Below are 23,821 nucleotides of genomic sequence, written 5' to 3'. Positions count from 1 at the left end.
GGAGTAGTACGATGGCGAAACTGCATGATTACTACAAAGACGAAGTAGTTAACAAACTCATGACTGAGTTTAACTACAATTCTGTCATGCAAGTCCCTCGGGTCGAGAAGATCACCCTGAACATGGGTGTTGGTGAAGCGATCGCTGACAAGAAACTGCTGGATAACGCAGCAGCTGACCTGACAGCAATCTCCGGTCAAAAACCGCTGATCACCAAAGCACGCAAATCTGTTGCAGGCTTCAAAATCCGTCAGGGCTATCCGATCGGCTGTAAAGTAACTCTGCGTGGCGAACGCATGTGGGAGTTCCTTGAGCGCCTGATCACTATTGCTGTTCCACGTATCCGTGACTTCCGTGGCTTGTCCGCTAAGTCTTTCGACGGTCGTGGTAACTACAGCATGGGTGTCCGTGAGCAGATCATCTTCCCAGAAATCGACTACGATAAAGTCGACCGCGTGCGTGGTTTGGATATTACCATTACCACTACTGCGAAATCTGATGAAGAAGGCCGTGCTCTGCTGGCTGCCTTTGACTTCCCGTTCCGCAAGTAAGGTAGGGTTACTGAATGGCTAAGCAATCAATGAAAGCACGCGAAGTAAAGCGCGTAGCTTTAGCTGATAAATTCTTCGCTAAACGCGCTGAACTGAAAGCGATCATTTCTGATGTGAACGCTTCCGACGAAGATCGTTGGAATGCGGTTCTCAAGCTGCAGTCTCTGCCGCGTGATTCCAGCCCGTCTCGTCAGCGTAACCGCTGTCGTCAAACAGGTCGTCCACATGGTTATGTGGGCAAGTTTGGGTTGAGCCGTATCAAACTGCGTGAAGCCGCCATGCGCGGTGAAGTGCCAGGCTTGAAAAAGGCTAGCTGGTAATTACCAATTGAATCACGGGAGTAAAGACAGATGAGCATGCAAGATCCGATCGCGGATATGCTGACCCGTATCCGTAACGGTCAGGCCGCGAACAAAGTTGCGGTCACCATGCCTTCCGCCAAGCTGAAAGTGGCAATTGCCAACGTGCTGAAGGAAGAAGGTTTTATCGAAGATTTTAAAGTTGAAGGCGACACCAAGCCGGAACTGGAACTTACTCTCAAGTATTTCCAGGGTAAAGCTGTTGTAGAAAGCATTCAGCGTGTCAGCCGCCCAGGCCTGCGCATCTATAAGAAAAAAGATGAGCTGCCAAAAGTAATGGCTGGTCTTGGTATCGCAGTTGTTTCTACCTCTAAAGGTGTTATGACTGATCGTGCAGCGCGCCAGGCTGGTCTTGGTGGCGAAATTATCTGCTACGTAGCCTAATCGGAGGAAAGAATGTCTCGTGTTGCTAAAGCACCGGTCGTTATTCCTGCCGGCGTTGATGTAAAAATCGACGGTCAGGTTATTACGATCAAAGGTAAAAACGGCGAGCTGACTCGTACCCTCAACAATGCTGTTGAAGTTAAACATGCAGATAACGCTCTGACCTTCGGTCCACGTGATGGTTTCGTGGATGGATGGGCTCAGGCTGGTACCGCGCGTGCCCTGCTGAACTCAATGGTTGTTGGTGTTACCGAAGGCTTCACTAAAAAGCTTCAGCTGGTTGGTGTAGGTTATCGTGCAGCTATCAAAGGGAATGCAGTAGGCCTGTCTCTGGGCTTCTCACACCCTGTTGAGCATCCGCTGCCGGCCGGTATCACTGCAGAATGCCCGACTCAGACTGAAATCGTGCTGAAAGGCGCTGATAAACAGCTGATCGGTCAGGTTGCAGCAGATCTGCGCGCCTACCGTCGTCCTGAGCCTTATAAAGGCAAGGGTGTTCGTTACGCCGACGAAGTCGTGCGTACCAAAGAGGCTAAGAAGAAGTAAGGTAACACTATGGATAAGAAATCTGCTCGTATCCGTCGTGCGACCCGCGCACGCCGCAAGCTCAAAGAGCTGGGTGCAACTCGCCTGGTGGTACATCGTACCCCGCGTCATATTTACGCACAGGTAATTGCACCGAACGGTTCTGAAGTTCTGGTAGCTGCTTCTACTGTAGAAAAAGCTATCTCAGAACAATTGAAGTATACCGGTAACAAAGACGCCGCAGCAGCTGTAGGTAAAGCTGTCGCTGAACGCGCTCTGGAAAAAGGCATCAGCAATGTTTCCTTTGACCGTTCCGGGTTCCAATATCATGGTCGTGTCCAGGCACTGGCAGATGCTGCCCGTGAAGCTGGCCTTCAGTTCTAAGGTAGAGGTGTAAGATGGCTCACATCGAAAAACAGGCTGGCGAACTGCAGGAAAAGCTGATCGCGGTAAACCGCGTATCTAAAACCGTTAAAGGTGGTCGTATTTTCTCCTTCACAGCTCTGACTGTAGTGGGTGATGGTAACGGTCGCGTTGGTTTTGGTTACGGTAAAGCGCGTGAAGTTCCAGCAGCGATCCAGAAAGCGATGGAAAAAGCCCGTCGCAATATGATTAACGTCGCGCTGAACAACGGTACCCTGCAACACCCAGTTAAAGGTGTTCACACGGGTTCTCGTGTATTCATGCAGCCAGCTTCCGAAGGTACCGGTATCATCGCCGGTGGTGCAATGCGCGCCGTTCTGGAAGTTGCTGGAGTTCATAACGTTCTGGCTAAAGCATATGGTTCCACCAACCCGATCAACGTGGTTCGTGCAACTATTGATGGCCTGGAAAATATGAATTCTCCAGAAATGGTCGCTGCCAAGCGTGGTAAATCCGTTGAAGAAATTCTGGGGTAATTGACCATGGCAAAGACTATTAAAATCACTCAAACCCGCAGTGCAATCGGTCGTCTGCCGAAACACAAGGCAACGCTGCTTGGCCTGGGTCTGCGTCGTATTGGTCATACCGTTGAGCGCGAGGATACTCCTGCTGTTCGTGGTATGGTCAACGCGGTTTACTTCATGGTTAAAGTTGAGGAGTAAGAGATGCGTTTAAATACTCTGTCTCCGGCCGAAGGCTCTAAAAAGGCGGGTAAACGCCTGGGTCGTGGTATCGGTTCTGGCCTCGGCAAAACCGGTGGTCGTGGTCACAAAGGTCAGAACTCTCGTTCTGGCGGTGGCGTACGTCGCGGTTTCGAGGGTGGCCAGATGCCACTGTACCGTCGTCTGCCGAAGTTCGGCTTCACCTCTCGCAAAGCAGCGATCACAGCGGAAATCCGTCTGTCTGACCTGGCGAAAGTTGAAGGCGGCGTTGTAGACCTGAACACGCTGAAAGCGGCTAACATTATCGGTATCCAGATCGAGTTCGCGAAAGTGATCCTGGCTGGTGAAGTTTCTACTCCGGTAACTGTTCGTGGCCTGCGTGTTACTAAAGGTGCTCGTGCTGCTATCGAAGCTGCTGGCGGTAAAATTGAGGAATAAGTAGCAGATGGCTAAGCAACCGGGATTAGATTTTCAAAGTGCCAAAGGTGGATTTGGCGAGCTGAAACGCAGACTGCTGTTTGTAATCGGCGCGCTGATTGTGTTCCGTATTGGCTCTTTTATTCCGATCCCTGGTATTGATGCCGCTGTACTTGCCAAACTGCTTGAGCAACAGCGAGGCACCATCATTGAAATGTTCAACATGTTCTCTGGTGGTGCTCTCAGCCGTGCTTCTATTTTCGCACTGGGTATTATGCCGTATATTTCGGCATCGATTATTATCCAGCTGCTGACGGTCGTTCATCCGGCCCTGGCAGAGTTGAAGAAAGAAGGGGAGTCTGGACGTCGTAAGATTAGCCAGTACACCCGTTACGGCACTCTGGTGCTGGCAATATTCCAGTCGATCGGTATTGCTACCGGTCTTCCGAATATGCCTGGTATGCAGGGCCTGGTATTAAACCCAGGCTTTGCATTCTATTTCACCGCTGTTGTAAGTCTGGTCACAGGGACCATGTTCCTGATGTGGCTCGGCGAACAGATTACTGAACGAGGTATCGGTAACGGTATCTCAATCATTATCTTCGCCGGTATCGTTGCGGGTCTCCCGCCGGCCATCGCCCATACTATCGAGCAAGCGCGTCAAGGCGACCTGCACTTCCTCCTGTTGCTGTTGGTTGCAGTATTAGTATTTGCAGTGACGTTCTTTGTTGTCTTCGTTGAACGTGGTCAACGCCGCATTGTGGTGAACTACGCTAAACGTCAGCAGGGTCGTCGTGTCTATGCTGCACAGAGCACACATTTACCGCTGAAAGTGAATATGGCGGGGGTTATCCCGGCTATCTTCGCTTCCAGTATTATTCTGTTCCCGGCAACCATCGCGTCATGGTTCGGGGGCGGTACTGGTTGGAACTGGCTGACAACAATTTCGCTGTATTTGCAGCCTGGGCAACCACTTTATGTGTTACTCTATGCGTCTGCGATCATCTTCTTCTGTTTCTTCTACACGGCGTTGGTCTTCAACCCGCGTGAAACAGCAGATAACCTGAAGAAGTCCGGTGCATTTGTACCAGGAATTCGTCCGGGAGAGCAAACGGCGAAGTATATCGATAAAGTAATGACTCGCCTGACTTTGGTTGGTGCGCTTTATATTACTTTTATCTGCCTGATCCCGGAGTTCATGCGTGATGCAATGAAAGTACCGTTCTACTTCGGTGGGACCTCACTGCTTATCGTTGTTGTCGTGATTATGGACTTTATGGCTCAAGTGCAAACTCTGATGATGTCCAGTCAGTATGAGTCTGCATTGAAGAAGGCGAACCTGAAAGGCTACGGCCGCTAACTGGTCGCCTGAGAAGTTACGGAGAGTAAAAATGAAAGTTCGTGCTTCCGTCAAGAAATTATGCCGTAACTGCAAAATCGTTAAGCGTGATGGTGTCATCCGTGTGATTTGCAGTGCCGAGCCGAAGCATAAACAGCGCCAAGGCTGATTATTTCGCATATTTTTCTTGCAAAGTTGGGTTGAGCTGGCTAGATTAGCCAGCCAATCTTTTGTATGTCTGTACGTTTCCATTTGAGTATCCTGAAAACGGGCTTTTCAGCATGGTGCGTACATATTAAATAGTAGGAGTGCATAGTGGCCCGTATAGCAGGCATTAACATTCCTGATCAGAAACATGCTGTGATCGCATTAACTTCGATCTATGGCGTCGGCAAGACCCGTTCTAAAGCCATTCTGGCTGCAGCGGGTATCGCTGAAGATGTTAAGATCAGTGAGCTGTCTGAAGAACAAATCGACACGCTGCGTGACGAAGTTGCCAAATTTGTCGTTGAAGGTGATCTGCGCCGTGAAATCAGCATGAGCATCAAGCGCCTGATGGATCTTGGTTGCTATCGCGGTTTGCGTCATCGTCGTGGTCTGCCAGTGCGCGGTCAGCGTACTAAGACCAACGCACGTACCCGTAAGGGTCCGCGCAAACCGATCAAGAAATAATCGGGGTGATTGAATAATGGCAAAGGCACCAGTTCGTGCACGTAAACGTGTAAGAAAACAAGTCTCTGACGGCGTGGCTCATATCCATGCTTCTTTCAACAACACCATCGTTACTATTACTGATCGTCAGGGTAACGCATTGGGTTGGGCAACAGCCGGTGGTTCCGGTTTCCGTGGTTCTCGCAAATCCACTCCGTTCGCAGCTCAGGTTGCAGCAGAGCGTTGCGCTGAAGCCGTAAAAGAATACGGCATCAAGAATCTGGAAGTTATGGTTAAAGGTCCGGGTCCGGGTCGTGAATCTACTGTTCGCGCTCTGAACGCCGCTGGTTTCCGCATCACGAATATTACTGATGTGACTCCGATCCCTCATAACGGTTGTCGTCCGCCGAAAAAACGTCGCGTATAACGCTCGTTTTTTAGGTTAGTTGGAGATAGAAAATGGCAAGATATTTGGGTCCTAAGCTCAAGCTGAGCCGTCGTGAGGGCACCGACTTATTCCTTAAGTCTGGCGTTCGCGCGATCGATACCAAGTGTAAAATTGAACAAGCTCCTGGCCAGCACGGTGCGCGTAAACCGCGTCTGTCTGACTATGGTGTGCAGTTGCGTGAAAAGCAAAAAGTTCGCCGTATCTACGGTGTGCTGGAGCGTCAGTTCCGTAACTACTATAAAGAAGCAGCACGTCTGAAAGGCAACACAGGTGAAAACCTGCTGGCTCTGCTGGAAGGTCGTCTGGACAACGTTGTATACCGTATGGGCTTCGGCGCGACTCGTGCTGAATCACGCCAGCTGGTTAGCCATAAAGCAATCATGGTAAACGGTCGTGTTGTTAACATCGCTTCTTATCAGGTTAAAGCGAATGACGTTGTTAGCATTCGTGAGAAAGCGAAAAAGCAATCTCGCGTGAAAGCCGCTCTGGAGCTGGCTGAGCAGCGTGAAAAGCCAACCTGGCTGGAAGTTGATGCTGGCAAGATGGAAGGTACGTTCAAGCGTCAGCCAGAACGTTCTGATCTGTCTGCGGACATTAACGAACACCTGATCGTCGAGCTTTACTCCAAGTAAAGCTTAGTACCAAAGAGAGGACACAATGCAGGGTTCTGTGACAGAGTTTCTAAAACCGCGCCTGGTAGATATCGAGCAAGTGAGTTCGACGCACGCCAAGGTGACCCTTGAGCCTTTAGAGCGTGGCTTTGGCCATACTCTGGGTAACGCACTGCGCCGTATTCTGCTCTCATCGATGCCGGGTTGCGCGGTGACCGAGGTTGAGATTGATGGTGTACTTCATGAGTACAGCACCAAAGAAGGCGTTCAGGAAGATATCCTTGAAATCCTGCTCAACCTGAAAGGGCTGGCGGTGAGAGTTCAGGGTAAAGATGAAGTTATTCTTACTCTGAATAAATCTGGCATTGGCCCTGTGACTGCAGCCGACATCACCCACGACGGTGATGTTGAAATCGTCAAGCCGCAGCACGTGATCTGCCACCTGACCGATGAGAACGCAGCTATTAGCATGCGTATCAAAGTTCAGCGCGGTCGTGGTTATGTGCCGGCTTCTGCCCGAATTCATTCGGAAGAAGATGAGCGCCCAATCGGCCGTCTGCTGGTCGACGCATGTTACAGCCCTGTAGAGCGTATTGCCTACAATGTTGAAGCAGCGCGTGTAGAACAGCGTACCGACCTGGACAAGCTGGTCATCGAAATGGAAACCAATGGCACAATCGATCCTGAAGAGGCGATTCGTCGTGCGGCAACCATCCTGGCAGAACAACTGGAAGCTTTCGTTGACTTACGTGATGTACGTCAGCCGGAAGTGAAAGAAGAGAAACCAGAATTCGATCCGATCCTGCTGCGCCCTGTTGACGATCTGGAATTGACTGTCCGCTCTGCTAACTGCCTCAAGGCAGAAGCTATCCACTATATCGGTGATCTGGTACAGCGTACCGAGGTTGAGTTGCTGAAAACGCCGAACCTGGGTAAAAAATCTCTTACCGAGATTAAAGACGTGCTGGCTTCACGTGGTCTGTCTCTGGGCATGCGCCTGGAAAACTGGCCACCGGCAAGCATTGCTGACGAGTAACCGGATCACAGGTTAAGGTTTTACTGAGAAGGATAAGGTCATGCGCCATCGTAAGAGTGGTCGTCAACTGAACCGCAACAGCAGCCATCGCCAGGCTATGTTCCGCAACATGGCAGGTTCACTGGTTCGTCATGAAATCATCAAGACGACCCTGCCTAAAGCGAAAGAGCTGCGTCGCGTAGTTGAGCCGCTGATTACTCTTGCCAAGACTGACAGCGTTGCTAATCGTCGTCTGGCATTCGCCCGTACTCGTGATAACGAGATCGTGGCAAAACTGTTTAACGAACTGGGCCCGCGTTTCGCGAGCCGTGCCGGTGGTTACACTCGCATTCTGAAGTGTGGCTTCCGTGCAGGCGACAACGCGCCGATGGCTTACATCGAGCTGGTTGATCGTTCAGAAAAAGCAGAAGCTGCTGCAGAGTAATCTGTAGTAACGTAAAAAAACCCGCCTCGGCGGGTTTTTTTATATCCGCAGAATCTCCACTTATCTACAATGTCTGTATCTTTTCTGCTCACCCCCTGGAGTTCATTATGTGGTTGCTCGATCAGTGGGCTGAACGCCATATTTGCGATGCCCAAAACAAAGGCGAGTTCGAAAATCTTCCCGGCAGCGGTGAGCCGCTGATTCTGGACGATGATTCACATATTCCCCCTGAATTACGGGCCGGTTATCGCTTACTGAAAAACGCAGGTTGTTTACCGCCTGAACTTCAGCAACGCAATGAAGCCGTCGAGCTTGCCGATCTGCTTAAAGGCATTCATAAGAATGACCCGCGGTACTCCGAAATCAGTCGTCGGTTGGCGCTCATCGAGCTAAAACTGCGCCAGACGGGAATGAATACTGACTTTTTGCATGGTGAGTACAGTGAAAGGTTAATGCAAAAAATAAACGAGGAGTAGCCATGTACCGCATAGGTGAACTTGCGAAGCTTGCTAACGTAACGCCGGATACTATCCGCTACTACGAAAAGCAGCAGATGATCGATCATGAGGTCAGAACGGAAGGTGGATTTCGCCTTTATACGGATAACGACCTGCAACGCCTTCGTTTTATCCGCTATGCACGGCAACTCGGCTTCACGCTGGAGTCGATCCGTGAACTGCTGTCGATCCGTATCGATCCTGAACATCATACGTGTCAGGAATCTAAAAGCATCGTTCAGGCCCGGCTGGATGAAGTTGAAGGACGCATTCAGGAGCTGCAAGCCATGCAGCGATCTCTGCAAAGGTTAAATGACGCGTGCTGCGGTACCGCTCATAGCAGTGTTTATTGCTCAATACTGGAAGCTCTTGAACAGGGCGCCAGTAGTGAAACTCAGGGTTGTTGATTTTTTATCAGCCAGGGACTAGACTCCCGCCGACATTAACTATGCTCAGGAGAAATGATGAGCCGCTATCAGCATACGAAGGGACAAATTAAGGATAACGCCATTGAGGCATTGCTTCACGACCCGCTTTTCAGACAGCGTGTTGAGAAGAACAAGAAAGGAAAAGGGAGTTATTTACGTAAAGGTAAACATGCACAACGGGGTAACTGGGAGGCCAGTGGCAAGCAAGCTAATCGCCTTTTTTACCACTGGCCTTTCTGTTTCTGTCGCCTGATTAAACGCGGTTGTTCTGCTCTTTTAACAGATCGCGAATTTCAGTCAGTAAGACTTCTTCTTTAGTTGGTGCTGGCGGGGCAGCAGCCGGTTCTTCTTTTTTACGGTTAAGTCTGTTGATAAGTTTGATCGCCATGAAAATGGCAAATGCCACGATCACGAAATCAAATACGTTCTGAATGAATACGCCATAGTGCATTACAACCGCAGGGATATCGCCCTGAGCCTCCCGAAGGGTGAAGGCGAACTGTTTGAAATCAATGCCTCCAATCAACAGTCCTAACGGCGGCATAATAATGTCGGCGACTAATGATGAAACGATCTTACCGAACGCCGCACCAATAATGACACCCACAGCCAAATCCACCACATTCCCGCGCATCGCAAATTCGCGAAACTCTTTAATAAAACTCATTATGTTCTCCTTGTGCCAGCTGACGCCTATAAGTTTAACAAATGATTAGCTAATTGCCATTGGGGATAAATAATCGTTATGAAAAATAAAAGGCATGAAAATTAGAAGGTTAATATTTGGGTGCTCTCGTCTGAGCACCCAAATCATTACAGGAAGAACGGGCTTGGCTGGAATAAACGCTCGACGTCGGTAATAAATTTTTTATCGGTCAGGAACATAATAACGTGGTCACCCTGCTCAATACGTAAATTATCATTGGCGATCATGACATCGTTACCTCGCACTACGGCGCCGATAATGGTGCCTGGTGGAAGTTTAATTTCGTCGATCGCGCGACCAACAACGCGCGACGTCGTTTCATCCCCATGAGCGACGGCTTCAATGGCTTCAGCAACACCACGACGAAGAGACGACACGCCGACAATATCCGCTTTACGTACATGGCTTAGCAGGGCAGAAATGGTGGCTTGCTGAGGCGAAATAGCAATATCAATTACGCTACCCTGTACCAGGTCGACATAAGCCTTACGCTGGATAAGCACCATTACTTTTTTCGCCCCCATACGTTTAGCGAGCATGGCGGACATAATATTCGCTTCGTCGTCGTTGGTGACGGCAATAAAAAGATCAACCTGATCGATATGCTCTTCGGCCAGCAATTCCTGATCCGAAGCATCGCCATAAAACACGATAGTATTCTGAAGCTTTTCAGCCAGCTCCGACGCGCGCTGTTGATCTCGTTCGATCAGCTTCACGCTGTAGTCTTTTTCCAGCCGTCTCGCCAGACCTGCGCCAATATTACCGCCGCCAACCAGCATAATACGTTTATACGGTTTTTCGAGACGCTGAAGTTCACTCATCACCGCACGGATATGCTGAGAAGCCGCAATAAAGAAGACTTCATCCCCGGCTTCGACAATGGTGGACCCTTGCGGACGAATAGGTCTGTCGTGACGGAAAATCGCCGCAACACGCGTATCGATATGTGGCATATGCTCGCGCATTGTCGACAGGGCATTACCAATCAGCGGGCCGCCGTAGTACGCCTTCACGACCGCCAGGCTTACTTTTCCTTCCGCAAAGTTCACAACCTGCAACGCGCCCGGGTACTCAATCAGACGATAAATACTGTCGATAACCAGCTGTTCAGGGGCAATAAGATGGTCGATAGGTACTGCTTCGGAATTAAACAGCTTTTCCGCATCCCGGACATAGTCCGGGGAGCGAATGCGGGCGATGCGGTTCGGTGTGTTGAAAAGCGAGTAGGCCACCTGACATGCAACCATGTTGGTTTCATCAGAACTGGTTACTGCAACCAGCATGTCGGCATCGTCCGCGCCCGCCTCCCGAAGCACGCGTGGGTGAGAGCCGTGCCCTTGTACAACACGAAGATCAAACTTGTCCTGCAAAACGCGCAGGCGATCGCCATTGGTATCCACAATGGTGATATCGTTGTTTTCGCCCACGAGATTTTCCGCCAGCGTTCCGCCAACTTGCCCTGCGCCCAGAATGATAATTTTCATCTTTCGTGACCTGTTCTCAACATCACTCTTTGATTAGCTTAGCGTAAAAGAAACCATCACCCTCTTCTGCGCCCGGCAGGTTTTGCAGACCCGGGTGCTCAGGTGTTCCCGTATCATGCAGCGTAGCGTCCGGGGTGCGTTTCAGGAAAGCCGCAATTTGCTGACGGTTCTCTTCCGGAAGAACAGAGCAGGTTGCATACACCAGGGTTCCGCCGGGTTTGAGATGCGGCCAGATGGCATCCAGAATTTCGGATTGCAACTGGGCAAGCTCCTTGATATCACGATCGCGACGCAGCCATTTGATATCGGGATGACGACGAATCACGCCAGTTGCTGAGCAAGGGGCGTCCAGCAAAATACGATCGAACCTGGTATCACCACACCAGTCTGCGGGTTTACGTCCATCGCCTTGCTTAACCTGTGCTTTCATACCCAGACGCTTGAGGTTGTCATAGACGCGTGAAAGACGCTGCTCATCAACATCCACGGCCATCACGCTGGCCTGCGGCGCCACTTCCAGAATATGTGTTGTTTTCCCCCCTGGCGCTGCACAGAGATCAAGGATCTGCTCCCCGTCTTTCGGTTCAAGCCAGGTCATGCAGCCCTGAGCGGATGCGTCCTGTACCGTTACCCAGCCCTCTTCAAAACCGGGTAATGCATGTACCGGTGCAGGGGAGGCTAAACGAACCGCATCAGGATAAGCAGCGTGTGTGAAGCCGCTCATTCCGGCCTCTTCCAGCAGGGCCAGCCATGCGTCGCGGGTATGATGGTTACGATTGACGCGTAACCACATCGGCGGACGTTGGTTATTGGCATCAGCAATGTCTTGCCATTGCTGTGGATAGGCTTTTTTAAGGCGATTCAGCAGCCATTCAGGGTGCAGGAAGCGCGCTTCGCTTTGCGCAAATTCTGCCAGCAGTTCGTCCTGCTGACGCTGGAACTGACGCAGCACGCCGTTAATCAACCCTTTCAGTTGAGGACGTTTAATCGCAACGGCACCCTCCACTGTCTCAGCCAGCGCAGCATGAGGTGGAATGCGGGTATGAAGAAGCTGGTAGAAACCGACCATGATCAAATAATGCACGGTACGCTGCTTGCCGCTCATCGGGCGTGACATCAGCTTATTAATTAACCATTCAAGCTGAGAGAGGGTGCGCAGCACGCCAAAGCACAGCTCCTGAAGCAGTGCTTTGTCTTTATCGGAAACCTTTTGTTGCAGTGGAGGCAGGACTTTACTCAGTGACTGGCCCTGCTCGATAACCTGCTCAACGGCCTGAGCCGCCATAGTGCGTAGATTTTGTCTTTTCATAACCGTAAAAATAAAAATGCCCGGAAACACCGGGCCTTAAGAGTAAATTTGTTCAGGCAAGGCGATTGCCAGGGATGAACCATTCACGACGGGAATTTAATAGATCCTGCGCGCTCATTGCCTTTTTACCGGCCGGTTGCAGCGATTCAAGATTCAGGATCCCTTCTCCGGTCGCAACCTGGATACCGTTTTTGCTGGCGTCGATAATCGTACCGGGCTCTGCCGAAGTATTGCCGTTAATAACTGAAGCTTTCCAGACTTTCACTGGCTGCTCATCAATCATCAACCAGCTCATCGGCCATGGATTAAAGGCGCGGATACAGCGTTCGAGTTGAGCTGCTGACAGGGACCAGTCGATCCGGGCTTCTTCTTTACTCAGTTTTTCAGCATAGGTCACCTGTGCCTCATCCTGCACTTCAGGTGACGCTGTATTGTCAGCAAGCTGTTGCAACGTCTCAATCAGCCCCTGCGGACCGAGATCCGCCAGCTTGTCATACAGCGTGGCGCTGGTATCTTCTGCGGTAATGGGACACGCCAGTTTATACAGCATGTCGCCCGTGTCTAAACCTACGTCCATCTTCATGATTGTCACGCCAGTTTCAGCATCGCCTGCCCACAGAGCGCGCTGAATAGGGGCTGCACCACGCCAGCGTGGGAGCAAGGAACCATGAACGTTAACACAGCCCAGGCGGGGCATATCGAGTACCGCTTTCGGCAGAATGAGGCCGTAAGCCACAACTACCATCACGTCAGCGTTCAGGTCTGCCACTAACTGCTGGTTTTCCTGAGGTCGTAATGATGCAGGTTGGAAAACCGGCAAACCATGCGTTTCTGCCAGCACTTTAACCGGGCCAGGCATCAGTTTTTTACCGCGGCCAGCCGGACGATCAGGCTGAGTAAATACGCCAACAATCTGATGACCAGACGATAGCAGCGCGTCGAGATGACGCGCCGCAAAATCAGGGGTACCCGCGAAGATTATACGTAGTGATGTAGACACGTTATTCCTTGTATCCGGGGGGCGTTAAGCGCGAGAACGTAAACGATCCAGTTTCTCAACTTTCTGACGAATACGCTGTTGCTTCAGCGGTGAGAGGTAATCGATAAACAGCTTACCGACCAGGTGATCCATCTCATGCTGAATGCAAATCGCCAGCAGATCGTCGGCTTCCAGCTCAAACGGATTGCCGTCACGATCCAGTGCGCGGATTTTAACTTTTTCGGCACGTGGCACCAAAGCGCGCTGTTCAGGGATAGACAGACAGCCTTCCTCAATACCTGTTTCGCCGCTTTTTTCCAGCATCTCAGGGTTGATCAGCACCAGGCGCTCATCACGATTTTCAGAAACGTCGATCACAATAATACGTTTGTGAATGTCTACCTGGGTCGCGGCAAGGCCAATGCCTTCTTCAGCGTACATGGTATCGAACATATCATCGACGATACGCTGAATTTCTGCATTCACTTCTTTAACCGGTTCCGCGACGATGCGAAGGCGCTCGTCAGGAATATGTAACACTTGCAAAACTGCCATAAATTTCCAGAGTCGTGTTCAGGAGTTGATAAGAATATTACTTCTATTCTAGACAAATCCCCGGTCGATTGACAGCATCAGTGACCAATCGCAAAGATTGCTGAGGCTGCTTATGGCAGGGAAAAGGATGACGTCCACAGAGATATGGTTACGGCTTATAAACATCGGGTCGTTATACGGTGACGCGATGCTGGAGATTGCGCAGAGGCTGCTTCGCCAGGCAACCGTCGATGCTGAAGCTGTCAACGCGTCAGGGCTTTCGCCCAAACATGCCGTAAAGTTTTTTTCGTTCAGTGAGAGTGAGCTTGAACGTAGTCTGGAATGGCTGGAACACACCGACAACCACCTTCTCACAGCGGATGATCCTCGCTTTCCGCCATTGTTACGTTCTATACCTGATTTTCCCGGGGCGCTATTTGTGCGAGGCCGCGTTGACGTGCTTAATAGCATGCAGCTTGCGGTTGTGGGCAGCCGTGCGCCCTCGTGGTATGGCGAGCGGTGGGGGAAAATGCTGAGTGAACAGCTGTCCCAATGTGGCTTTACGATCACCAGTGGCCTGGCTTGCGGCATCGATGGTGTGGCACATCATGCGGCGTTGTCAGCAAAAGGGCGAAGTGTCGCCGTGCTTGGCAATGGTCTTTTTAGTCTCTATCCGCGTCGTCATCACATTCTGGCTGAGCAACTTATCGCTTCAGAGGGGGCGATAGTGTCTGAGTTTTCACTTTCGACATCGCCCAGACCGGGTAACTTTCCACGGCGTAACCGGATCATCAGTGGGTTAAGCCAGGGCGTGCTGGTGGTCGAAGCTGCGATTCGGAGTGGATCGCTGGTTACCGCAAGGTGCGCACTGGAGCAGGGGCGTGAAGTTTTTGCGCTACCCGGCCCGTTGGGGAACCCTGGCTGCGAAGGCCCTCACTGGCTGATAAAACAGGGGGCGACGCTGGTGACCTGTAAAGAGGATATCCTGGAAAATTTGCAATATGGATTGCATTGGTTGCAGGATGATCTCCAAAAGCGACATATTTCATCGGATCAGGAGGCAGTAGCATTGCCATTTCCCAAGCTCCTGGCTAACGTAGGAGATGAGGTAACACCTGTTGACGTTGTCGCTGAACGTGCCGGCCAACCTGTGCCAGTAACGGTAGCACAGCTACTCGAACTGGAGTTAGCAGGGTGGATCGCAGCTGTACCCGGCGGCTATGTCCGATTAAGGAGGGCATGCCATGTTCGACGTACTGATGTATTTGTTTGAGACTTACATCCACAACGAAGCAGAAATGCAGGTGGATCAGGACAAATTAACACGGGATCTGACCGACGCAGGTTTTGAGCGGGAAGATATTTATAATGCGTTGATGTGGCTGGATAAGTTGGCTGATTATCAGGACGGCCTCGCCGAACCGATGCAGCTTGCTTCTGACCCATTGTCTGTGCGCATCTATACAGCTGAAGAGTGTGAAAGGCTGGATGCCAGCTGCCGGGGATTCATTTTATTCCTCGAGCAGATTCAGGTGCTAAACCTCGAAACGAGAGAGATGGTGATAGAGCGCGTCATGGCGCTGGATACTGCTGAGTTTGAACTGGAAGATCTCAAATGGGTGATCCTGATGGTTCTGTTCAACATCCCAGGCTGTGAAAATGCCTATCAGCAAATGGAAGAATTACTCTTTGAAGTGAATGAAGGTATGCTGCATTAATTCTATGTGCAGCAACAAGAGTTGTTATGGCCAAATCAGCACTCTTCACGGTGCATAAAAACGAGCCCTGCCCACAGTGTGGGGCTGAACTTGTTATTCGGTCCGGGAAACACGGTCCGTTTCTCGGTTGTTCACACTATCCGGAATGTGATTATGTCCGTCCCCTGAAAAGCCAGGCGGACGGACATATCGTCAAAATTCTGGAGGGACAGCTTTGTCCACTCTGTGGCGGCGAACTGGCGCTGCGGCAGGGGCGGTTCGGGATGTTTATCGGATGCAGCCGCTATCCGGAATGTGAACATACGGAACAAATTGATAAACCAGATGAAACGGCAATTGCCTGCCCTCAGTGCCAGCGTGGTCAATTGGTGCAGCGCCGCTCTCGTTATGGCAAGACCTTCCATTCGTGCGATCGCTATCCTGAATGCCAGTTCGTTATCAATTTCAAACCAGTAGCGGGCGTCTGCCCTCATTGCGATTATCCGTTACTTATAGAAAAGAAAACCGCGCAAGGCTTGAAACGCTTTTGCGCCAGTAAACAATGTGGAAAGCCGGTTTCGGCGGATCAAATCAGTGAATAATAACCTGTCATCAGGCTCCATCGCGCAGGCGGTGGACATCCTGAAAAAAGAAGAAGTCATCGCCTATCCAACAGAAGCCGTTTTCGGGGTCGGGTGCGATCCTGACAGCGAAGTCGCCGTTAACCGTCTGCTGGCGCTAAAACAGCGGCCTGTCGAAAAAGGATTGATTTTGATCGCTGCGAACTACGAGCAGCTTAAGCCTTATATTGATGATTCCATGCTGACGCCTGCACAGCGGGAAACCATTTTCTCTGCGTGGCCTGGTCCCGTGACGTTTGTTTTCCCTGCACAACCGACAACGCCGCGCTGGCTAACCGGGCGTTTCGATTCACTCGCGGTACGCGTTACGGACCATCCCTTGGTGGTGGAGTTATGCCAGGCATTTGGTAAACCCCTGGTTTCAACCAGCGCCAACCTGACCGGGCTTCCCCCTTGTCGGACAACAGAAGAAGTTCTGGCGCAGTTCGGGAATGATTTCCCTGTAGCCGTGGGTGAAACCGGGGGGCGTCTTAACCCGTCAGAAATTCGCGATGCCTTGACCGGCGAACGTTTTCGCCAGGGATAATGTTATGGAAACCTATGCTGTTTTTGGTAACCCGATCGCGCACAGCAAGTCGCCTCTGATCCATCAGCTGTTTGCAGAGCAATTGCAGATAGATCACCCGTATGGTCGGGTTCTTGCGCCTGTTGATGCATTTATACCGACGCTGAATAGCTTTTTTGATGCGGGTGGTAAAGGTGCGAACGTCACGGTGCCTTTTAAAGAAGAGGCTTTCGGGCGTGCGGATGAGCTGACCGAGCGTGCCTCGCTCGCTGGTGCCGTCAATACTCTTAAGCGGCTCGAAGATGGTCGCCTTCTGGGCGATAACACCGATGGCATAGGTTTACTCAGCGATCTGGAGCGATTGTCGTTTATTAAACCAGGCTTTCGGATCCTGCTGATCGGCGCGGGTGGCGCGTCGCGCGGCGTATTGCTTCCTCTTCTTTCGCTGGATTGTGCGGTGACAATCACCAACCGTACCTTCTCCAGAGCAGAAGAGCTGGCGGCGTTGTTCGCACACACAGGCAGCGTAACTGCGGTAGCACTTGACGATCTCGCGAGTCACGAATTTGATCTTGTGATTAATGCCACCTCAAGCGGTATTAATGGAGAGATCCCGGCGATTCCTGCATCCCTGGTTCATTCCCACATCTACGCCTATGACATGTTTTATCAAAAAGGGAAAACGCCATTTCTGACCTGGTGTGAACAACAGGGGGCAAAACACGTGGCTGATGGTCTGGGCATGCTGGTGGGGCAGGCGGCTCATGCGGTGCTACTCTGGCATGGCGTGTTACCTGCTGTAGAACCGGTGATCGAAAAGCTGAAACAGGAACTGATGGCATGAATCAGGCGATTCATTTTCCCGACAGAGAAATCTGGGATGAAAATAAGCAAGCGGTTTGTTTCCCGGTGCTGGTGCATGGAATGCAGCTCACCTGTGCGATTAAAGGGGAGACGTTGCATCAGCGCTTTGGTGGTTCAGATCCGTTAGCGGTCTTTTGCGAAAATCGCTGGGATCTGGAAGAGGAAGCCAGCGATTTGATCCGCGATCAGCAGGAAGACGATCAGGGTTGGGTCTGGTTATCCTGATCCAGATAGTCATTCTTCCATTTAACGTAATTGTTCGCTGAGTATTTCAATCCTTCGATCTCCGCCTCTTTTAGGGGGCGGATCTGTTTAACCGGACTGCCTAAATAGAGATAGCCACTTTCCAGACGTTTGTTTTGCGGAACAAGGCTTCCTGCGCCAATCATTACGTCATCTTCTACTATGACGCCATCCAGCAAAATCGATCCCATCCCAACGAGAACCCTGTTACCGATTGTGCAACCGTGGAGCATCACTTTATGACCGACGGTGACATCTTCCCCAATGATGAGCGGATTGCCCTCAGGGTTATAAGATGACTTATGAGTCACATGCAGCACGCTGCCGTCCTGAATATTGGTGCGTGCACCGATTGCAACGTAGTTAACATCGCCCCGGATCGCGACGAGTGGCCAGATGCTGACATCCTCGGCCATGCGAACATCACCAATGACCACGCTGCTGGTATCGATCATCACGCGATCGCCTTTTTGGGGGAACAGATCTTTATAAGGACGTAATACTGCAAACATATCTACCTCGATACAGATGAGCGCTATTAAAGAAGACTTTGATCGTATTCCTGGATCGAGGCAAGGCAAAATGCGTCAATTTTTAAGCGGATCGGGTGGGTTTTCAGCGAAAAGCACGGAAAATCATCAGTTGGAAAAAAAGATCTAAAAAATACTTGTGCTAAAAACTGGGATCCCTATAATGCGCCTCCATCGACACGGCGGATGTGAATCACTTCACAGACAACCCGGTCGGCTGAAGAGAAAAAATCCTGAAATAACGGGTTGACTCTGAAAGAGGAAAGCGTAATATACGCCACCTCGCGACAGAGCGCTGAAGCGCGTCGCAACTGCTCTTTAACAATTTATCAGACAATCTGTGTGGGCACTCAAAGTGACATGGATTCTTAATGTCTTCGGACACTAAATGAATACCAAGTCTCAACGAGTGAACACGTAATTCATTACGAAGTTTAATTCATTGAGCATCAAACTTTTAAATTGAAGAGTTTGATCATGGCTCAGATTGAACGCTGGCGGCAGGCCTAACACATGCAAGTCGAACGGTAACAGGAAGCAGCTTGCTGCTTTGCTGACGAGTGGCGGACGGGTGAGTAATGTCTGGGAAACTGCCTGATGGAGGGGGATAACTACTGGAAACGGTAGCTAATACCGCATAACGTCGCAAGACCAAAGAGGGGGACCTTCGGGCCTCTTGCCATCGGATGTGCCCAGATGGGATTAGCTAGTAGGTGGGGTAACGGCTCACCTAGGCGACGATCCCTAGCTGGTCTGAGAGGATGACCAGCCACACTGGAACTGAGACACGGTCCAGACTCCTACGGGAGGCAGCAGTGGGGAATATTGCACAATGGGCGCAAGCCTGATGCAGCCATGCCGCGTGTATGAAGAAGGCCTTCGGGTTGTAAAGTACTTTCAGCGGGGAGGAAGGCGATAAGGTTAATAACCTTGTCGATTGACGTTACCCGCAGAAGAAGCACCGGCTAACTCCGTGCCAGCAGCCGCGGTAATACGGAGGGTGCAAGCGTTAATCGGAATTACTGGGCGTAAAGCGCACGCAGGCGGTCTGTCAAGTCGGATGTGAAATCCCCGGGCTCAACCTGGGAACTGCATTCGAAACTGGCAGGCTAGAGTCTTGTAGAGGGGGGTAGAATTCCAGGTGTAGCGGTGAAATGCGTAGAGATCTGGAGGAATACCGGTGGCGAAGGCGGCCCCCTGGACAAAGACTGACGCTCAGGTGCGAAAGCGTGGGGAGCAAACAGGATTAGATACCCTGGTAGTCCACGCCGTAAACGATGTCGACTTGGAGGTTGTGCCCTTGAGGCGTGGCTTCCGGAGCTAACGCGTTAAGTCGACCGCCTGGGGAGTACGGCCGCAAGGTTAAAACTCAAATGAATTGACGGGGGCCCGCACAAGCGGTGGAGCATGTGGTTTAATTCGATGCAACGCGAAGAACCTTACCTACTCTTGACATCCAGAGAACTTAGCAGAGATGCTTTGGTGCCTTCGGGAACTCTGAGACAGGTGCTGCATGGCTGTCGTCAGCTCGTGTTGTGAAATGTTGGGTTAAGTCCCGCAACGAGCGCAACCCTTATCCTTTGTTGCCAGCGGTTAGGCCGGGAACTCAAAGGAGACTGCCAGTGATAAACTGGAGGAAGGTGGGGATGACGTCAAGTCATCATGGCCCTTACGAGTAGGGCTACACACGTGCTACAATGGCGCATACAAAGAGAAGCGACCTCGCGAGAGCAAGCGGACCTCATAAAGTGCGTCGTAGTCCGGATTGGAGTCTGCAACTCGACTCCATGAAGTCGGAATCGCTAGTAATCGTGGATCAGAATGCCACGGTGAATACGTTCCCGGGCCTTGTACACACCGCCCGTCACACCATGGGAGTGGGTTGCAAAAGAAGTAGGTAGCTTAACCTTCGGGAGGGCGCTTACCACTTTGTGATTCATGACTGGGGTGAAGTCGTAACAAGGTAACCGTAGGGGAACCTGCGGTTGGATCACCTCCTTACCTTAAAGAACCTGCCTTTGCAGTGCTCACACAGATTGTCTGATGAAAAGTAAATAGCAAGGCGTCTTGCGATTGAGACTGTACGTCCCCTTCGTCTAGAGGCCCAGGACACCGCCCTTTCACGGCGGTAACAGGGGTTCGAATCCCCTAGGGGACGCCACTTGCTGGTTCGTGAGTGAAAGTCACCTGCCTTAATATCTCAAAACTGACTTGCGAGTCATGTTTGAGATATTTGCTCTTTAAAAATCTGGATCAAGCTGAAAATTGAAACGACACACAGCTCATGTGTGTTCAAGTCTCTCAAATTTTCGCAAGTCGATGGTGAATCGAAAGAAACATCTTCGGGTTGTGAGGTTAAGCGACTAAGCGTACACGGTGGATGCCCAGGCAGTCAGAGGCGATGAAGGACGTGCTAATCTGCGAAAAGCGTCGGCGAGGTGATATGAACCTTTGACCCGGCGATGTCCGAATGGGGAAACCCAGTGCAATCCGTTGCACTATCGTTAACTGAATACATAGGTTAACGAGGCGAACCGGGGGAACTGAAACATCTAAGTACCCCGAGGAAAAGAAATCAACCGAGATTCCCCCAGTAGCGGCGAGCGAACGGGGAGCAGCCCGGAGTCTGAATCAGCTTGTGTGTTAGTGGAACGGTCTGGAAAGTCCGACGGTACAGGGTGATAGTCCCGTACACGAAAGCACACTTGCTGTGAACTCGAAGAGTAGGGCGGGACACGTGGTATCCTGTCTGAATATGGGGGGACCATCCTCCAAGGCTAAATACTCCTGACTGACCGATAGTGAACCAGTACCGTGAGGGAAAGGCGAAAAGAACCCCGGCGAGGGGAGTGAAAAAGAACCTGAAACCGTGTACGTACAAGCAGTGGGAGCCTCTTTATGGGGTGACTGCGTACCTTTTGTATAATGGGTCAGCGACTTATATTCTGTAGCAAGGTTAACCGTATAGGGGAGCCGAAGGGAAACCGAGTCTTAACTGGGCGTTAAGTTGCAGGGTATAGACCCGAAACCCGGTGATCTAGCCATGGGCAGGTTGAAGGTTGGGTAACACTAACTGGAGGACCGAACCGACTAATGTTGAAAAATTAGCGGATGACCTGTGGCTGGGGGTGAAAGGCCAATCAAACCGGGAGATAGCTGGTTCTCCCCGAAAGCTATTTAGGTAGCGCCTCGTGAATTCATCTTCGGGGGTAGAGCACTGTTTCGGCTAGGGGGCCATCCCGGCTTACCAACCCGATGCAAACTACGAATACCGAAGAATGTTATCACGGGAGACACACGGCGGGTGCTAACGTCCGTCGTGAAGAGGGAAACAACCCAGACCGCCAGCTAAGGTCCCAAAGTCATGGTTAAGTGGGAAACGATGTGGGAAGGCACAGACAGCCAGGATGTTGGCTTAGAAGCAGCCATCATTTAAAGAAAGCGTAATAGCTCACTGGTCGAGTCGGCCTGCGCGGAAGATGTAACGGGGCTAAACCATGCACCGAAGCTGCGGCAGCGACGCTTATGCGTTGTTGGGTAGGGGAGCGTTCTGTAAGCCGTTGAAGGTGTGCTGTGAGGCATGCTGGAGGTATCAGAAGTGCGAATGCTGACATAAGTAACGATAAAGCGGGTGAAAAGCCCGCTCGCCGGAAGACCAAGGGTTCCTGTCCAACGTTAATCGGGGCAGGGTGAGTCGACCCCTAAGGCGAGGCCGAAAGGCGTAGTCGATGGGAAACAGGTTAATATTCCTGTACTTGGTGTTACTGCGAAGGGGGGACGGAGAAGGCTATGTCAGCCGGGCGACGGTTGTCCCGGTTTAAGCATGTAGGCGGAGGTTCCAGGTAAATCCGGTACCTTGTTAACGCTGAGGTGTGATGACGAGGCACTACGGTGCTGAAGTGATAAATGCCCTGCTTCCAGGAAAAGCCTCTAAGCATCAGGTAACACGAAATCGTACCCAAAACCGACACAGGTGGTCAGGTAGAGAATACCAAGGCGCTTGAGAGAACTCGGGTGAAGGAACTAGGCAAAATGGTGCCGTAACTTCGGGAGAAGGCACGCTGATGTGTAGGTGAAGCCCCTGCGGGTGGAGCTGAAATCAGTCGAAGATACCAGCTGGCTGCAACTGTTTATTAAAAACACAGCACTGTGCAAACACGAAAGTGGACGTATACGGTGTGACGCCTGCCCGGTGCCGGAAGGTTAATTGATGGGGTTAGCGGCAACGCGAAGCTCTTGATCGAAGCCCCGGTAAACGGCGGCCGTAACTATAACGGTCCTAAGGTAGCGAAATTCCTTGTCGGGTAAGTTCCGACCTGCACGAATGGCGTAATGATGGCCAGGCTGTCTCCACCCGAGACTCAGTGAAATTGAACTCGCTGTGAAGATGCAGTGTACCCGCGGCAAGACGGAAAGACCCCGTGAACCTTTACTATAGCTTGACACTGAACACTGGTCCTTGATGTGTAGGATAGGTGGGAGGCTTTGAAGCGTGGACGCCAGTCTGCGTGGAGCCAACCTTGAAATACCACCCTTTAATGGCTGGTGTTCTAACGTAGACCCGTAATCCGGGTTGCGGACAGTGTCTGGTGGGTAGTTTGACTGGGGCGGTCTCCTCCCAAAGAGTAACGGAGGAGCACGAAGGTTGGCTAATCCTGGTCGGACATCAGGAGGTTAGTGCAATGGCATAAGCCAGCTTGACTGCGAGCGTGACGGCGCGAGCAGGTGCGAAAGCAGGTCATAGTGATCCGGTGGTTCTGAATGGAAGGGCCATCGCTCAACGGATAAAAGGTACTCCGGGGATAACAGGCTGATACCGCCCAAGAGTTCATATCGACGGCGGTGTTTGGCACCTCGATGTCGGCTCATCACATCCTGGGGCTGAAGTAGGTCCCAAGGGTATGGCTGTTCGCCATTTAAAGTGGTACGCGAGCTGGGTTTAGAACGTCGTGAGACAGTTCGGTCCCTATCTGCCGTGGGCGCTGGAGAATTGAGGGGGGCTGCTCCTAGTACGAGAGGACCGGAGTGGACGCATCACTGGTGTTCGGGTTGTCATGCCAATGGCACTGCCCGGTAGCTAAATGCGGAAGAGATAAGTGCTGAAAGCATCTAAGCACGAAACTTGCCCCGAGATGAGTTCTCCCTGAGACCTTGAGTCTCCTGAAGGAACGTTAAAGACTATGACGTTGATAGGTCGGGTGTGTAAGCGCAGCGATGCGTTGAGCTAACCGATACTAATGAACCGTGAGGCTTAACCTTACAACGCCGAAGCTGTTTTGGCGAAGAGACAGACACGATTTTCAGCCTGATACAGATTAAACAGAATTTGCCTGGCGGCTTTAGCGCGGTGGTCCCACCTGACCCCATGCCGAACTCAGAAGTGAAACGCCGTAGCGCCGATGGTAGTGTGGGGTCTCCCCATGTGAGAGTAGGGAACTGCCAGGCATCAAATTTAGCGTGCTGATATGGCTCAGTTGGTAGAGCGCACCCTTGGTAAGGGTGAGGTCCCCAGTTCGACTCTGGGTATCAGCACCACTTTATACTTAGGTTAAAGTTCGGCAAGAAGTAAAAGAA

29 protein-coding genes, 2 tRNA genes, 3 rRNA genes and 1 pseudogene are annotated in these 23,821 nt (G+C 51.3%); 29 read left to right on the top strand and 6 right to left on the bottom strand.

From position 1 onward, the window contains the following. Positions 1 to 11: 11 nt before the first annotated feature. The 18 genes and pseudogenes from rplE (at position 12) to L463_RS20850 (ending at position 9,008) form a co-directional block, all read left to right on the top strand. Positions 12 to 551, top strand: a complete 540-nt coding sequence (rplE, locus tag L463_RS20775; RefSeq protein ID WP_003863290.1) for a 50S ribosomal protein L5 — start codon at positions 12 to 14, stop codon at positions 549 to 551. 14 nt (positions 552 to 565) lie between these two features. Beyond that, the gene (rpsN, locus tag L463_RS20780) at positions 566 to 871 is read left to right on the top strand and encodes a 30S ribosomal protein S14 (protein WP_003863291.1); all 306 of its coding nucleotides are present in this window, start codon (positions 566 to 568) and stop codon (positions 869 to 871) included. A gap of 30 nt (positions 872 to 901) precedes the next feature. Beyond that, complete coding sequence (gene rpsH / locus L463_RS20785) at positions 902 to 1,294, top strand: 30S ribosomal protein S8 (protein WP_006178918.1); 393 nt, start codon at positions 902 to 904, stop codon at positions 1,292 to 1,294. Between the two features lie 12 nt (positions 1,295 to 1,306). After that, the gene (gene rplF / locus L463_RS20790; protein WP_006178917.1) at positions 1,307 to 1,840 is read left to right on the top strand and encodes a 50S ribosomal protein L6; all 534 of its coding nucleotides are present in this window, start codon (positions 1,307 to 1,309) and stop codon (positions 1,838 to 1,840) included. Positions 1,841 to 1,849: 9 nt separating this feature from the next. Continuing rightward, positions 1,850 to 2,203, top strand: a complete 354-nt coding sequence (rplR, locus tag L463_RS20795) for a 50S ribosomal protein L18 (RefSeq protein WP_003863297.1) — start codon at positions 1,850 to 1,852, stop codon at positions 2,201 to 2,203. A gap of 14 nt (positions 2,204 to 2,217) precedes the next feature. Continuing rightward, the gene (rpsE, locus tag L463_RS20800) at positions 2,218 to 2,718 is read left to right on the top strand and encodes a 30S ribosomal protein S5 (RefSeq protein ID WP_003863299.1); all 501 of its coding nucleotides are present in this window, start codon (positions 2,218 to 2,220) and stop codon (positions 2,716 to 2,718) included. 6 nt (positions 2,719 to 2,724) lie between these two features. Further along, positions 2,725 to 2,904 carry a 50S ribosomal protein L30 gene (gene rpmD, locus L463_RS20805; protein WP_003863301.1) on the top strand — a complete coding sequence of 60 codons (180 nt, stop codon included), beginning with the start codon at positions 2,725 to 2,727 and terminating at the stop codon, positions 2,902 to 2,904. Between the two features lie 3 nt (positions 2,905 to 2,907). Continuing rightward, the gene (gene rplO / locus L463_RS20810) at positions 2,908 to 3,342 is read left to right on the top strand and encodes a 50S ribosomal protein L15 (protein ID WP_003863304.1); all 435 of its coding nucleotides are present in this window, start codon (positions 2,908 to 2,910) and stop codon (positions 3,340 to 3,342) included. A 7-nt stretch (positions 3,343 to 3,349) separates the two neighbouring features. Beyond that, entirely contained in the window at positions 3,350 to 4,681 is a 1,332-nt protein-coding gene (gene secY, locus L463_RS20815; RefSeq protein WP_003863305.1) for a preprotein translocase subunit SecY, read from the top strand. Positions 4,682 to 4,712: 31 nt separating this feature from the next. Continuing rightward, entirely contained in the window at positions 4,713 to 4,829 is a 117-nt protein-coding gene (gene rpmJ / locus L463_RS0122485; protein ID WP_000868187.1) for a 50S ribosomal protein L36, read from the top strand. Between the two features lie 146 nt (positions 4,830 to 4,975). After that, positions 4,976 to 5,332, top strand: coding sequence for a 30S ribosomal protein S13 (gene rpsM / locus L463_RS20820; RefSeq protein WP_003863308.1), 357 nt, complete (start codon positions 4,976 to 4,978; stop codon positions 5,330 to 5,332). Positions 5,333 to 5,348: 16 nt separating this feature from the next. Next, positions 5,349 to 5,738, top strand: coding sequence for a 30S ribosomal protein S11 (gene rpsK / locus L463_RS0122480; protein ID WP_003863312.1), 390 nt, complete (start codon positions 5,349 to 5,351; stop codon positions 5,736 to 5,738). Between the two features lie 32 nt (positions 5,739 to 5,770). Then, complete coding sequence (gene rpsD, locus L463_RS20825) at positions 5,771 to 6,391, top strand: 30S ribosomal protein S4 (RefSeq protein ID WP_003863314.1); 621 nt, start codon at positions 5,771 to 5,773, stop codon at positions 6,389 to 6,391. Positions 6,392 to 6,416: 25 nt separating this feature from the next. Continuing rightward, positions 6,417 to 7,406, top strand: coding sequence for a DNA-directed RNA polymerase subunit alpha (gene rpoA, locus L463_RS20830; protein ID WP_002919219.1), 990 nt, complete (start codon positions 6,417 to 6,419; stop codon positions 7,404 to 7,406). 40 nt (positions 7,407 to 7,446) lie between these two features. Then, on the top strand, positions 7,447 to 7,830 hold the full coding sequence (gene rplQ / locus L463_RS20835) for a 50S ribosomal protein L17 (RefSeq protein WP_001216368.1): 384 nt from the start codon (positions 7,447 to 7,449) through the stop codon (positions 7,828 to 7,830). 107 nt (positions 7,831 to 7,937) lie between these two features. Next, entirely contained in the window at positions 7,938 to 8,306 is a 369-nt protein-coding gene (locus tag L463_RS20840; RefSeq protein ID WP_023295520.1) for a DnaJ family domain-containing protein, read from the top strand. Between the two features lie 2 nt (positions 8,307 to 8,308). Continuing rightward, complete coding sequence (zntR, locus tag L463_RS20845) at positions 8,309 to 8,734, top strand: Zn(2+)-responsive transcriptional regulator (protein ID WP_003863328.1); 426 nt, start codon at positions 8,309 to 8,311, stop codon at positions 8,732 to 8,734. Positions 8,735 to 8,791: 57 nt separating this feature from the next. Further along, positions 8,792 to 9,008: pseudogene (locus L463_RS20850) on the top strand (alternative ribosome-rescue factor A). Here the strand turns inward: L463_RS20850 and mscL are convergent. The 5 genes from mscL to def form a co-directional block, all read right to left on the bottom strand. Next, the gene (mscL, locus tag L463_RS20855; RefSeq protein ID WP_003863335.1) at positions 9,009 to 9,422 is read right to left on the bottom strand and encodes a large-conductance mechanosensitive channel protein MscL; all 414 of its coding nucleotides are present in this window, start codon (positions 9,420 to 9,422) and stop codon (positions 9,009 to 9,011) included. It lies immediately after the preceding pseudogene. A gap of 146 nt (positions 9,423 to 9,568) precedes the next feature. After that, positions 9,569 to 10,945, bottom strand: coding sequence for a Trk system potassium transporter TrkA (gene trkA / locus L463_RS20860; protein ID WP_003863337.1), 1,377 nt, complete (start codon positions 10,943 to 10,945; stop codon positions 9,569 to 9,571). 22 nt (positions 10,946 to 10,967) lie between these two features. Further along, positions 10,968 to 12,254: a 16S rRNA (cytosine(967)-C(5))-methyltransferase RsmB gene (gene rsmB, locus L463_RS20865; RefSeq protein ID WP_032673328.1), complete on the bottom strand. Its 1,287-nt coding sequence runs from the start codon at positions 12,252 to 12,254 to the stop codon at positions 10,968 to 10,970. A gap of 52 nt (positions 12,255 to 12,306) precedes the next feature. After that, positions 12,307 to 13,254 carry a methionyl-tRNA formyltransferase gene (gene fmt, locus L463_RS20870; RefSeq protein WP_032104909.1) on the bottom strand — a complete coding sequence of 316 codons (948 nt, stop codon included), beginning with the start codon at positions 13,252 to 13,254 and terminating at the stop codon, positions 12,307 to 12,309. A 24-nt stretch (positions 13,255 to 13,278) separates the two neighbouring features. Next, complete coding sequence (gene def, locus L463_RS20875; RefSeq protein ID WP_015571402.1) at positions 13,279 to 13,788, bottom strand: peptide deformylase; 510 nt, start codon at positions 13,786 to 13,788, stop codon at positions 13,279 to 13,281. A 127-nt stretch (positions 13,789 to 13,915) separates the two neighbouring features. Between def and dprA the strand changes: the two genes are divergently transcribed. From dprA to L463_RS20905, 6 genes are read left to right on the top strand one after another with little or no spacing between them, the layout of a single operon-like run. Next, positions 13,916 to 15,040: a DNA-protecting protein DprA gene (gene dprA / locus L463_RS20880; protein ID WP_017693885.1), complete on the top strand. Its 1,125-nt coding sequence runs from the start codon at positions 13,916 to 13,918 to the stop codon at positions 15,038 to 15,040. Then, complete coding sequence (gene smg, locus L463_RS20885; protein ID WP_000460665.1) at positions 15,012 to 15,485, top strand: DUF494 family protein Smg; 474 nt, start codon at positions 15,012 to 15,014, stop codon at positions 15,483 to 15,485. The genes dprA and smg overlap by 29 nt, the downstream gene beginning before the upstream one ends. 26 nt (positions 15,486 to 15,511) lie before the next feature. Further along, positions 15,512 to 16,066 (top strand): DNA topoisomerase family protein, encoded by a 555-nt coding sequence (locus L463_RS20890; protein WP_017383725.1) that lies wholly within the window; start codon positions 15,512 to 15,514, stop codon positions 16,064 to 16,066. Next, complete coding sequence (gene tsaC, locus L463_RS20895) at positions 16,059 to 16,631, top strand: L-threonylcarbamoyladenylate synthase type 1 TsaC (RefSeq protein ID WP_032104910.1); 573 nt, start codon at positions 16,059 to 16,061, stop codon at positions 16,629 to 16,631. Before L463_RS20890 ends, tsaC begins: the two co-directional genes overlap by 8 nt. Before the next feature lie 4 nt (positions 16,632 to 16,635). Further along, positions 16,636 to 17,454, top strand: a complete 819-nt coding sequence (aroE, locus tag L463_RS20900) for a shikimate dehydrogenase (protein WP_032104911.1) — start codon at positions 16,636 to 16,638, stop codon at positions 17,452 to 17,454. After that, positions 17,451 to 17,699 (top strand): DUF1488 family protein, encoded by a 249-nt coding sequence (locus L463_RS20905; RefSeq protein ID WP_015571398.1) that lies wholly within the window; start codon positions 17,451 to 17,453, stop codon positions 17,697 to 17,699. The genes aroE and L463_RS20905 overlap by 4 nt, the downstream gene beginning before the upstream one ends. Here the strand turns inward: L463_RS20905 and L463_RS20910 are convergent. Further along, positions 17,675 to 18,229, bottom strand: coding sequence for a gamma carbonic anhydrase family protein (locus L463_RS20910; protein ID WP_023295516.1), 555 nt, complete (start codon positions 18,227 to 18,229; stop codon positions 17,675 to 17,677). The genes L463_RS20905 and L463_RS20910 overlap by 25 nt on opposite strands. Before the next feature lie 477 nt (positions 18,230 to 18,706). Between L463_RS20910 and L463_RS20915 the strand changes: the two genes are divergently transcribed. The 5 genes from L463_RS20915 to L463_RS20935 all read left to right on the top strand — a co-directional run bounded on the left by L463_RS20915 (position 18,707) and on the right by L463_RS20935 (position 23,782). Then, positions 18,707 to 20,248, top strand: a 16S ribosomal RNA gene (locus L463_RS20915). An 84-nt stretch (positions 20,249 to 20,332) separates the two neighbouring features. Further along, positions 20,333 to 20,408, top strand: a tRNA-Glu gene (locus L463_RS20920). Between the two features lie 192 nt (positions 20,409 to 20,600). Beyond that, positions 20,601 to 23,506, top strand: a 23S ribosomal RNA gene (locus L463_RS20925). Between the two features lie 70 nt (positions 23,507 to 23,576). Next, positions 23,577 to 23,692, top strand: a 5S ribosomal RNA gene (gene rrf / locus L463_RS20930). The 16S, 23S and 5S rRNA genes sit together here with 2 tRNA genes alongside, the layout of an rRNA operon. Positions 23,693 to 23,706: 14 nt before the next feature. Further along, positions 23,707 to 23,782, top strand: a tRNA-Thr gene (locus L463_RS20935). Positions 23,783 to 23,821 lie beyond the last annotated feature (39 nt).

The organism is Enterobacter sp. BIDMC 27 (genome assembly GCF_000534415.1).
Taxonomy (GTDB): Bacteria; Pseudomonadota; Gammaproteobacteria; order Enterobacterales; family Enterobacteriaceae; genus Enterobacter; species Enterobacter hormaechei_C.
The sequence above is the reverse complement of the archived record's forward strand: the minus strand, read 5'-3'. Positions and strand labels throughout refer to the sequence as shown.

Bases quoted from the DNA above. Each gene is read 5' to 3' on its own strand.
- rplE (WP_003863290.1), top strand. From the start codon at position 12: ATGGCGAAACTGCATGATTACTACAAAGACGAAGTAGTTAACAAACTC.
- rpsN (WP_003863291.1), top strand. From the start codon at position 566: ATGGCTAAGCAATCAATGAAAGCACGCGAAGTAAAGCGCGTAGCTTTA.
- rpsH (WP_006178918.1), top strand. From the start codon at position 902: ATGAGCATGCAAGATCCGATCGCGGATATGCTGACCCGTATCCGTAAC.
- rplF (WP_006178917.1), top strand. From the start codon at position 1,307: ATGTCTCGTGTTGCTAAAGCACCGGTCGTTATTCCTGCCGGCGTTGAT.
- rplR (WP_003863297.1), top strand. From the start codon at position 1,850: ATGGATAAGAAATCTGCTCGTATCCGTCGTGCGACCCGCGCACGCCGC.
- rpsE (WP_003863299.1), top strand. From the start codon at position 2,218: ATGGCTCACATCGAAAAACAGGCTGGCGAACTGCAGGAAAAGCTGATC.
- rpmD (WP_003863301.1), top strand. From the start codon at position 2,725: ATGGCAAAGACTATTAAAATCACTCAAACCCGCAGTGCAATCGGTCGT.
- rplO (WP_003863304.1), top strand. From the start codon at position 2,908: ATGCGTTTAAATACTCTGTCTCCGGCCGAAGGCTCTAAAAAGGCGGGT.
- secY (WP_003863305.1), top strand. From the start codon at position 3,350: ATGGCTAAGCAACCGGGATTAGATTTTCAAAGTGCCAAAGGTGGATTT.
- rpmJ (WP_000868187.1), top strand. From the start codon at position 4,713: ATGAAAGTTCGTGCTTCCGTCAAGAAATTATGCCGTAACTGCAAAATC.
- rpsK (WP_003863312.1), top strand. From the start codon at position 5,349: ATGGCAAAGGCACCAGTTCGTGCACGTAAACGTGTAAGAAAACAAGTC.
- rpsD (WP_003863314.1), top strand. From the start codon at position 5,771: ATGGCAAGATATTTGGGTCCTAAGCTCAAGCTGAGCCGTCGTGAGGGC.
- rpoA (WP_002919219.1), top strand. From the start codon at position 6,417: ATGCAGGGTTCTGTGACAGAGTTTCTAAAACCGCGCCTGGTAGATATC.
- rplQ (WP_001216368.1), top strand. From the start codon at position 7,447: ATGCGCCATCGTAAGAGTGGTCGTCAACTGAACCGCAACAGCAGCCAT.
- L463_RS20840 (WP_023295520.1), top strand. From the start codon at position 7,938: ATGTGGTTGCTCGATCAGTGGGCTGAACGCCATATTTGCGATGCCCAA.
- zntR (WP_003863328.1), top strand. From the start codon at position 8,309: ATGTACCGCATAGGTGAACTTGCGAAGCTTGCTAACGTAACGCCGGAT.
- mscL (WP_003863335.1), bottom strand. From the start codon at position 9,422: ATGAGTTTTATTAAAGAGTTTCGCGAATTTGCGATGCGCGGGAATGTG.
- trkA (WP_003863337.1), bottom strand. From the start codon at position 10,945: ATGAAAATTATCATTCTGGGCGCAGGGCAAGTTGGCGGAACGCTGGCG.
- rsmB (WP_032673328.1), bottom strand. From the start codon at position 12,254: ATGAAAAGACAAAATCTACGCACTATGGCGGCTCAGGCCGTTGAGCAG.
- def (WP_015571402.1), bottom strand. From the start codon at position 13,788: ATGGCAGTTTTGCAAGTGTTACATATTCCTGACGAGCGCCTTCGCATC.
- dprA (WP_017693885.1), top strand. From the start codon at position 13,916: ATGACGTCCACAGAGATATGGTTACGGCTTATAAACATCGGGTCGTTA.
- smg (WP_000460665.1), top strand. From the start codon at position 15,012: ATGTTCGACGTACTGATGTATTTGTTTGAGACTTACATCCACAACGAA.
- L463_RS20890 (WP_017383725.1), top strand. From the start codon at position 15,512: ATGGCCAAATCAGCACTCTTCACGGTGCATAAAAACGAGCCCTGCCCA.
- aroE (WP_032104911.1), top strand. From the start codon at position 16,636: ATGGAAACCTATGCTGTTTTTGGTAACCCGATCGCGCACAGCAAGTCG.
- L463_RS20905 (WP_015571398.1), top strand. From the start codon at position 17,451: ATGAATCAGGCGATTCATTTTCCCGACAGAGAAATCTGGGATGAAAAT.
- L463_RS20910 (WP_023295516.1), bottom strand. From the start codon at position 18,229: ATGTTTGCAGTATTACGTCCTTATAAAGATCTGTTCCCCCAAAAAGGC.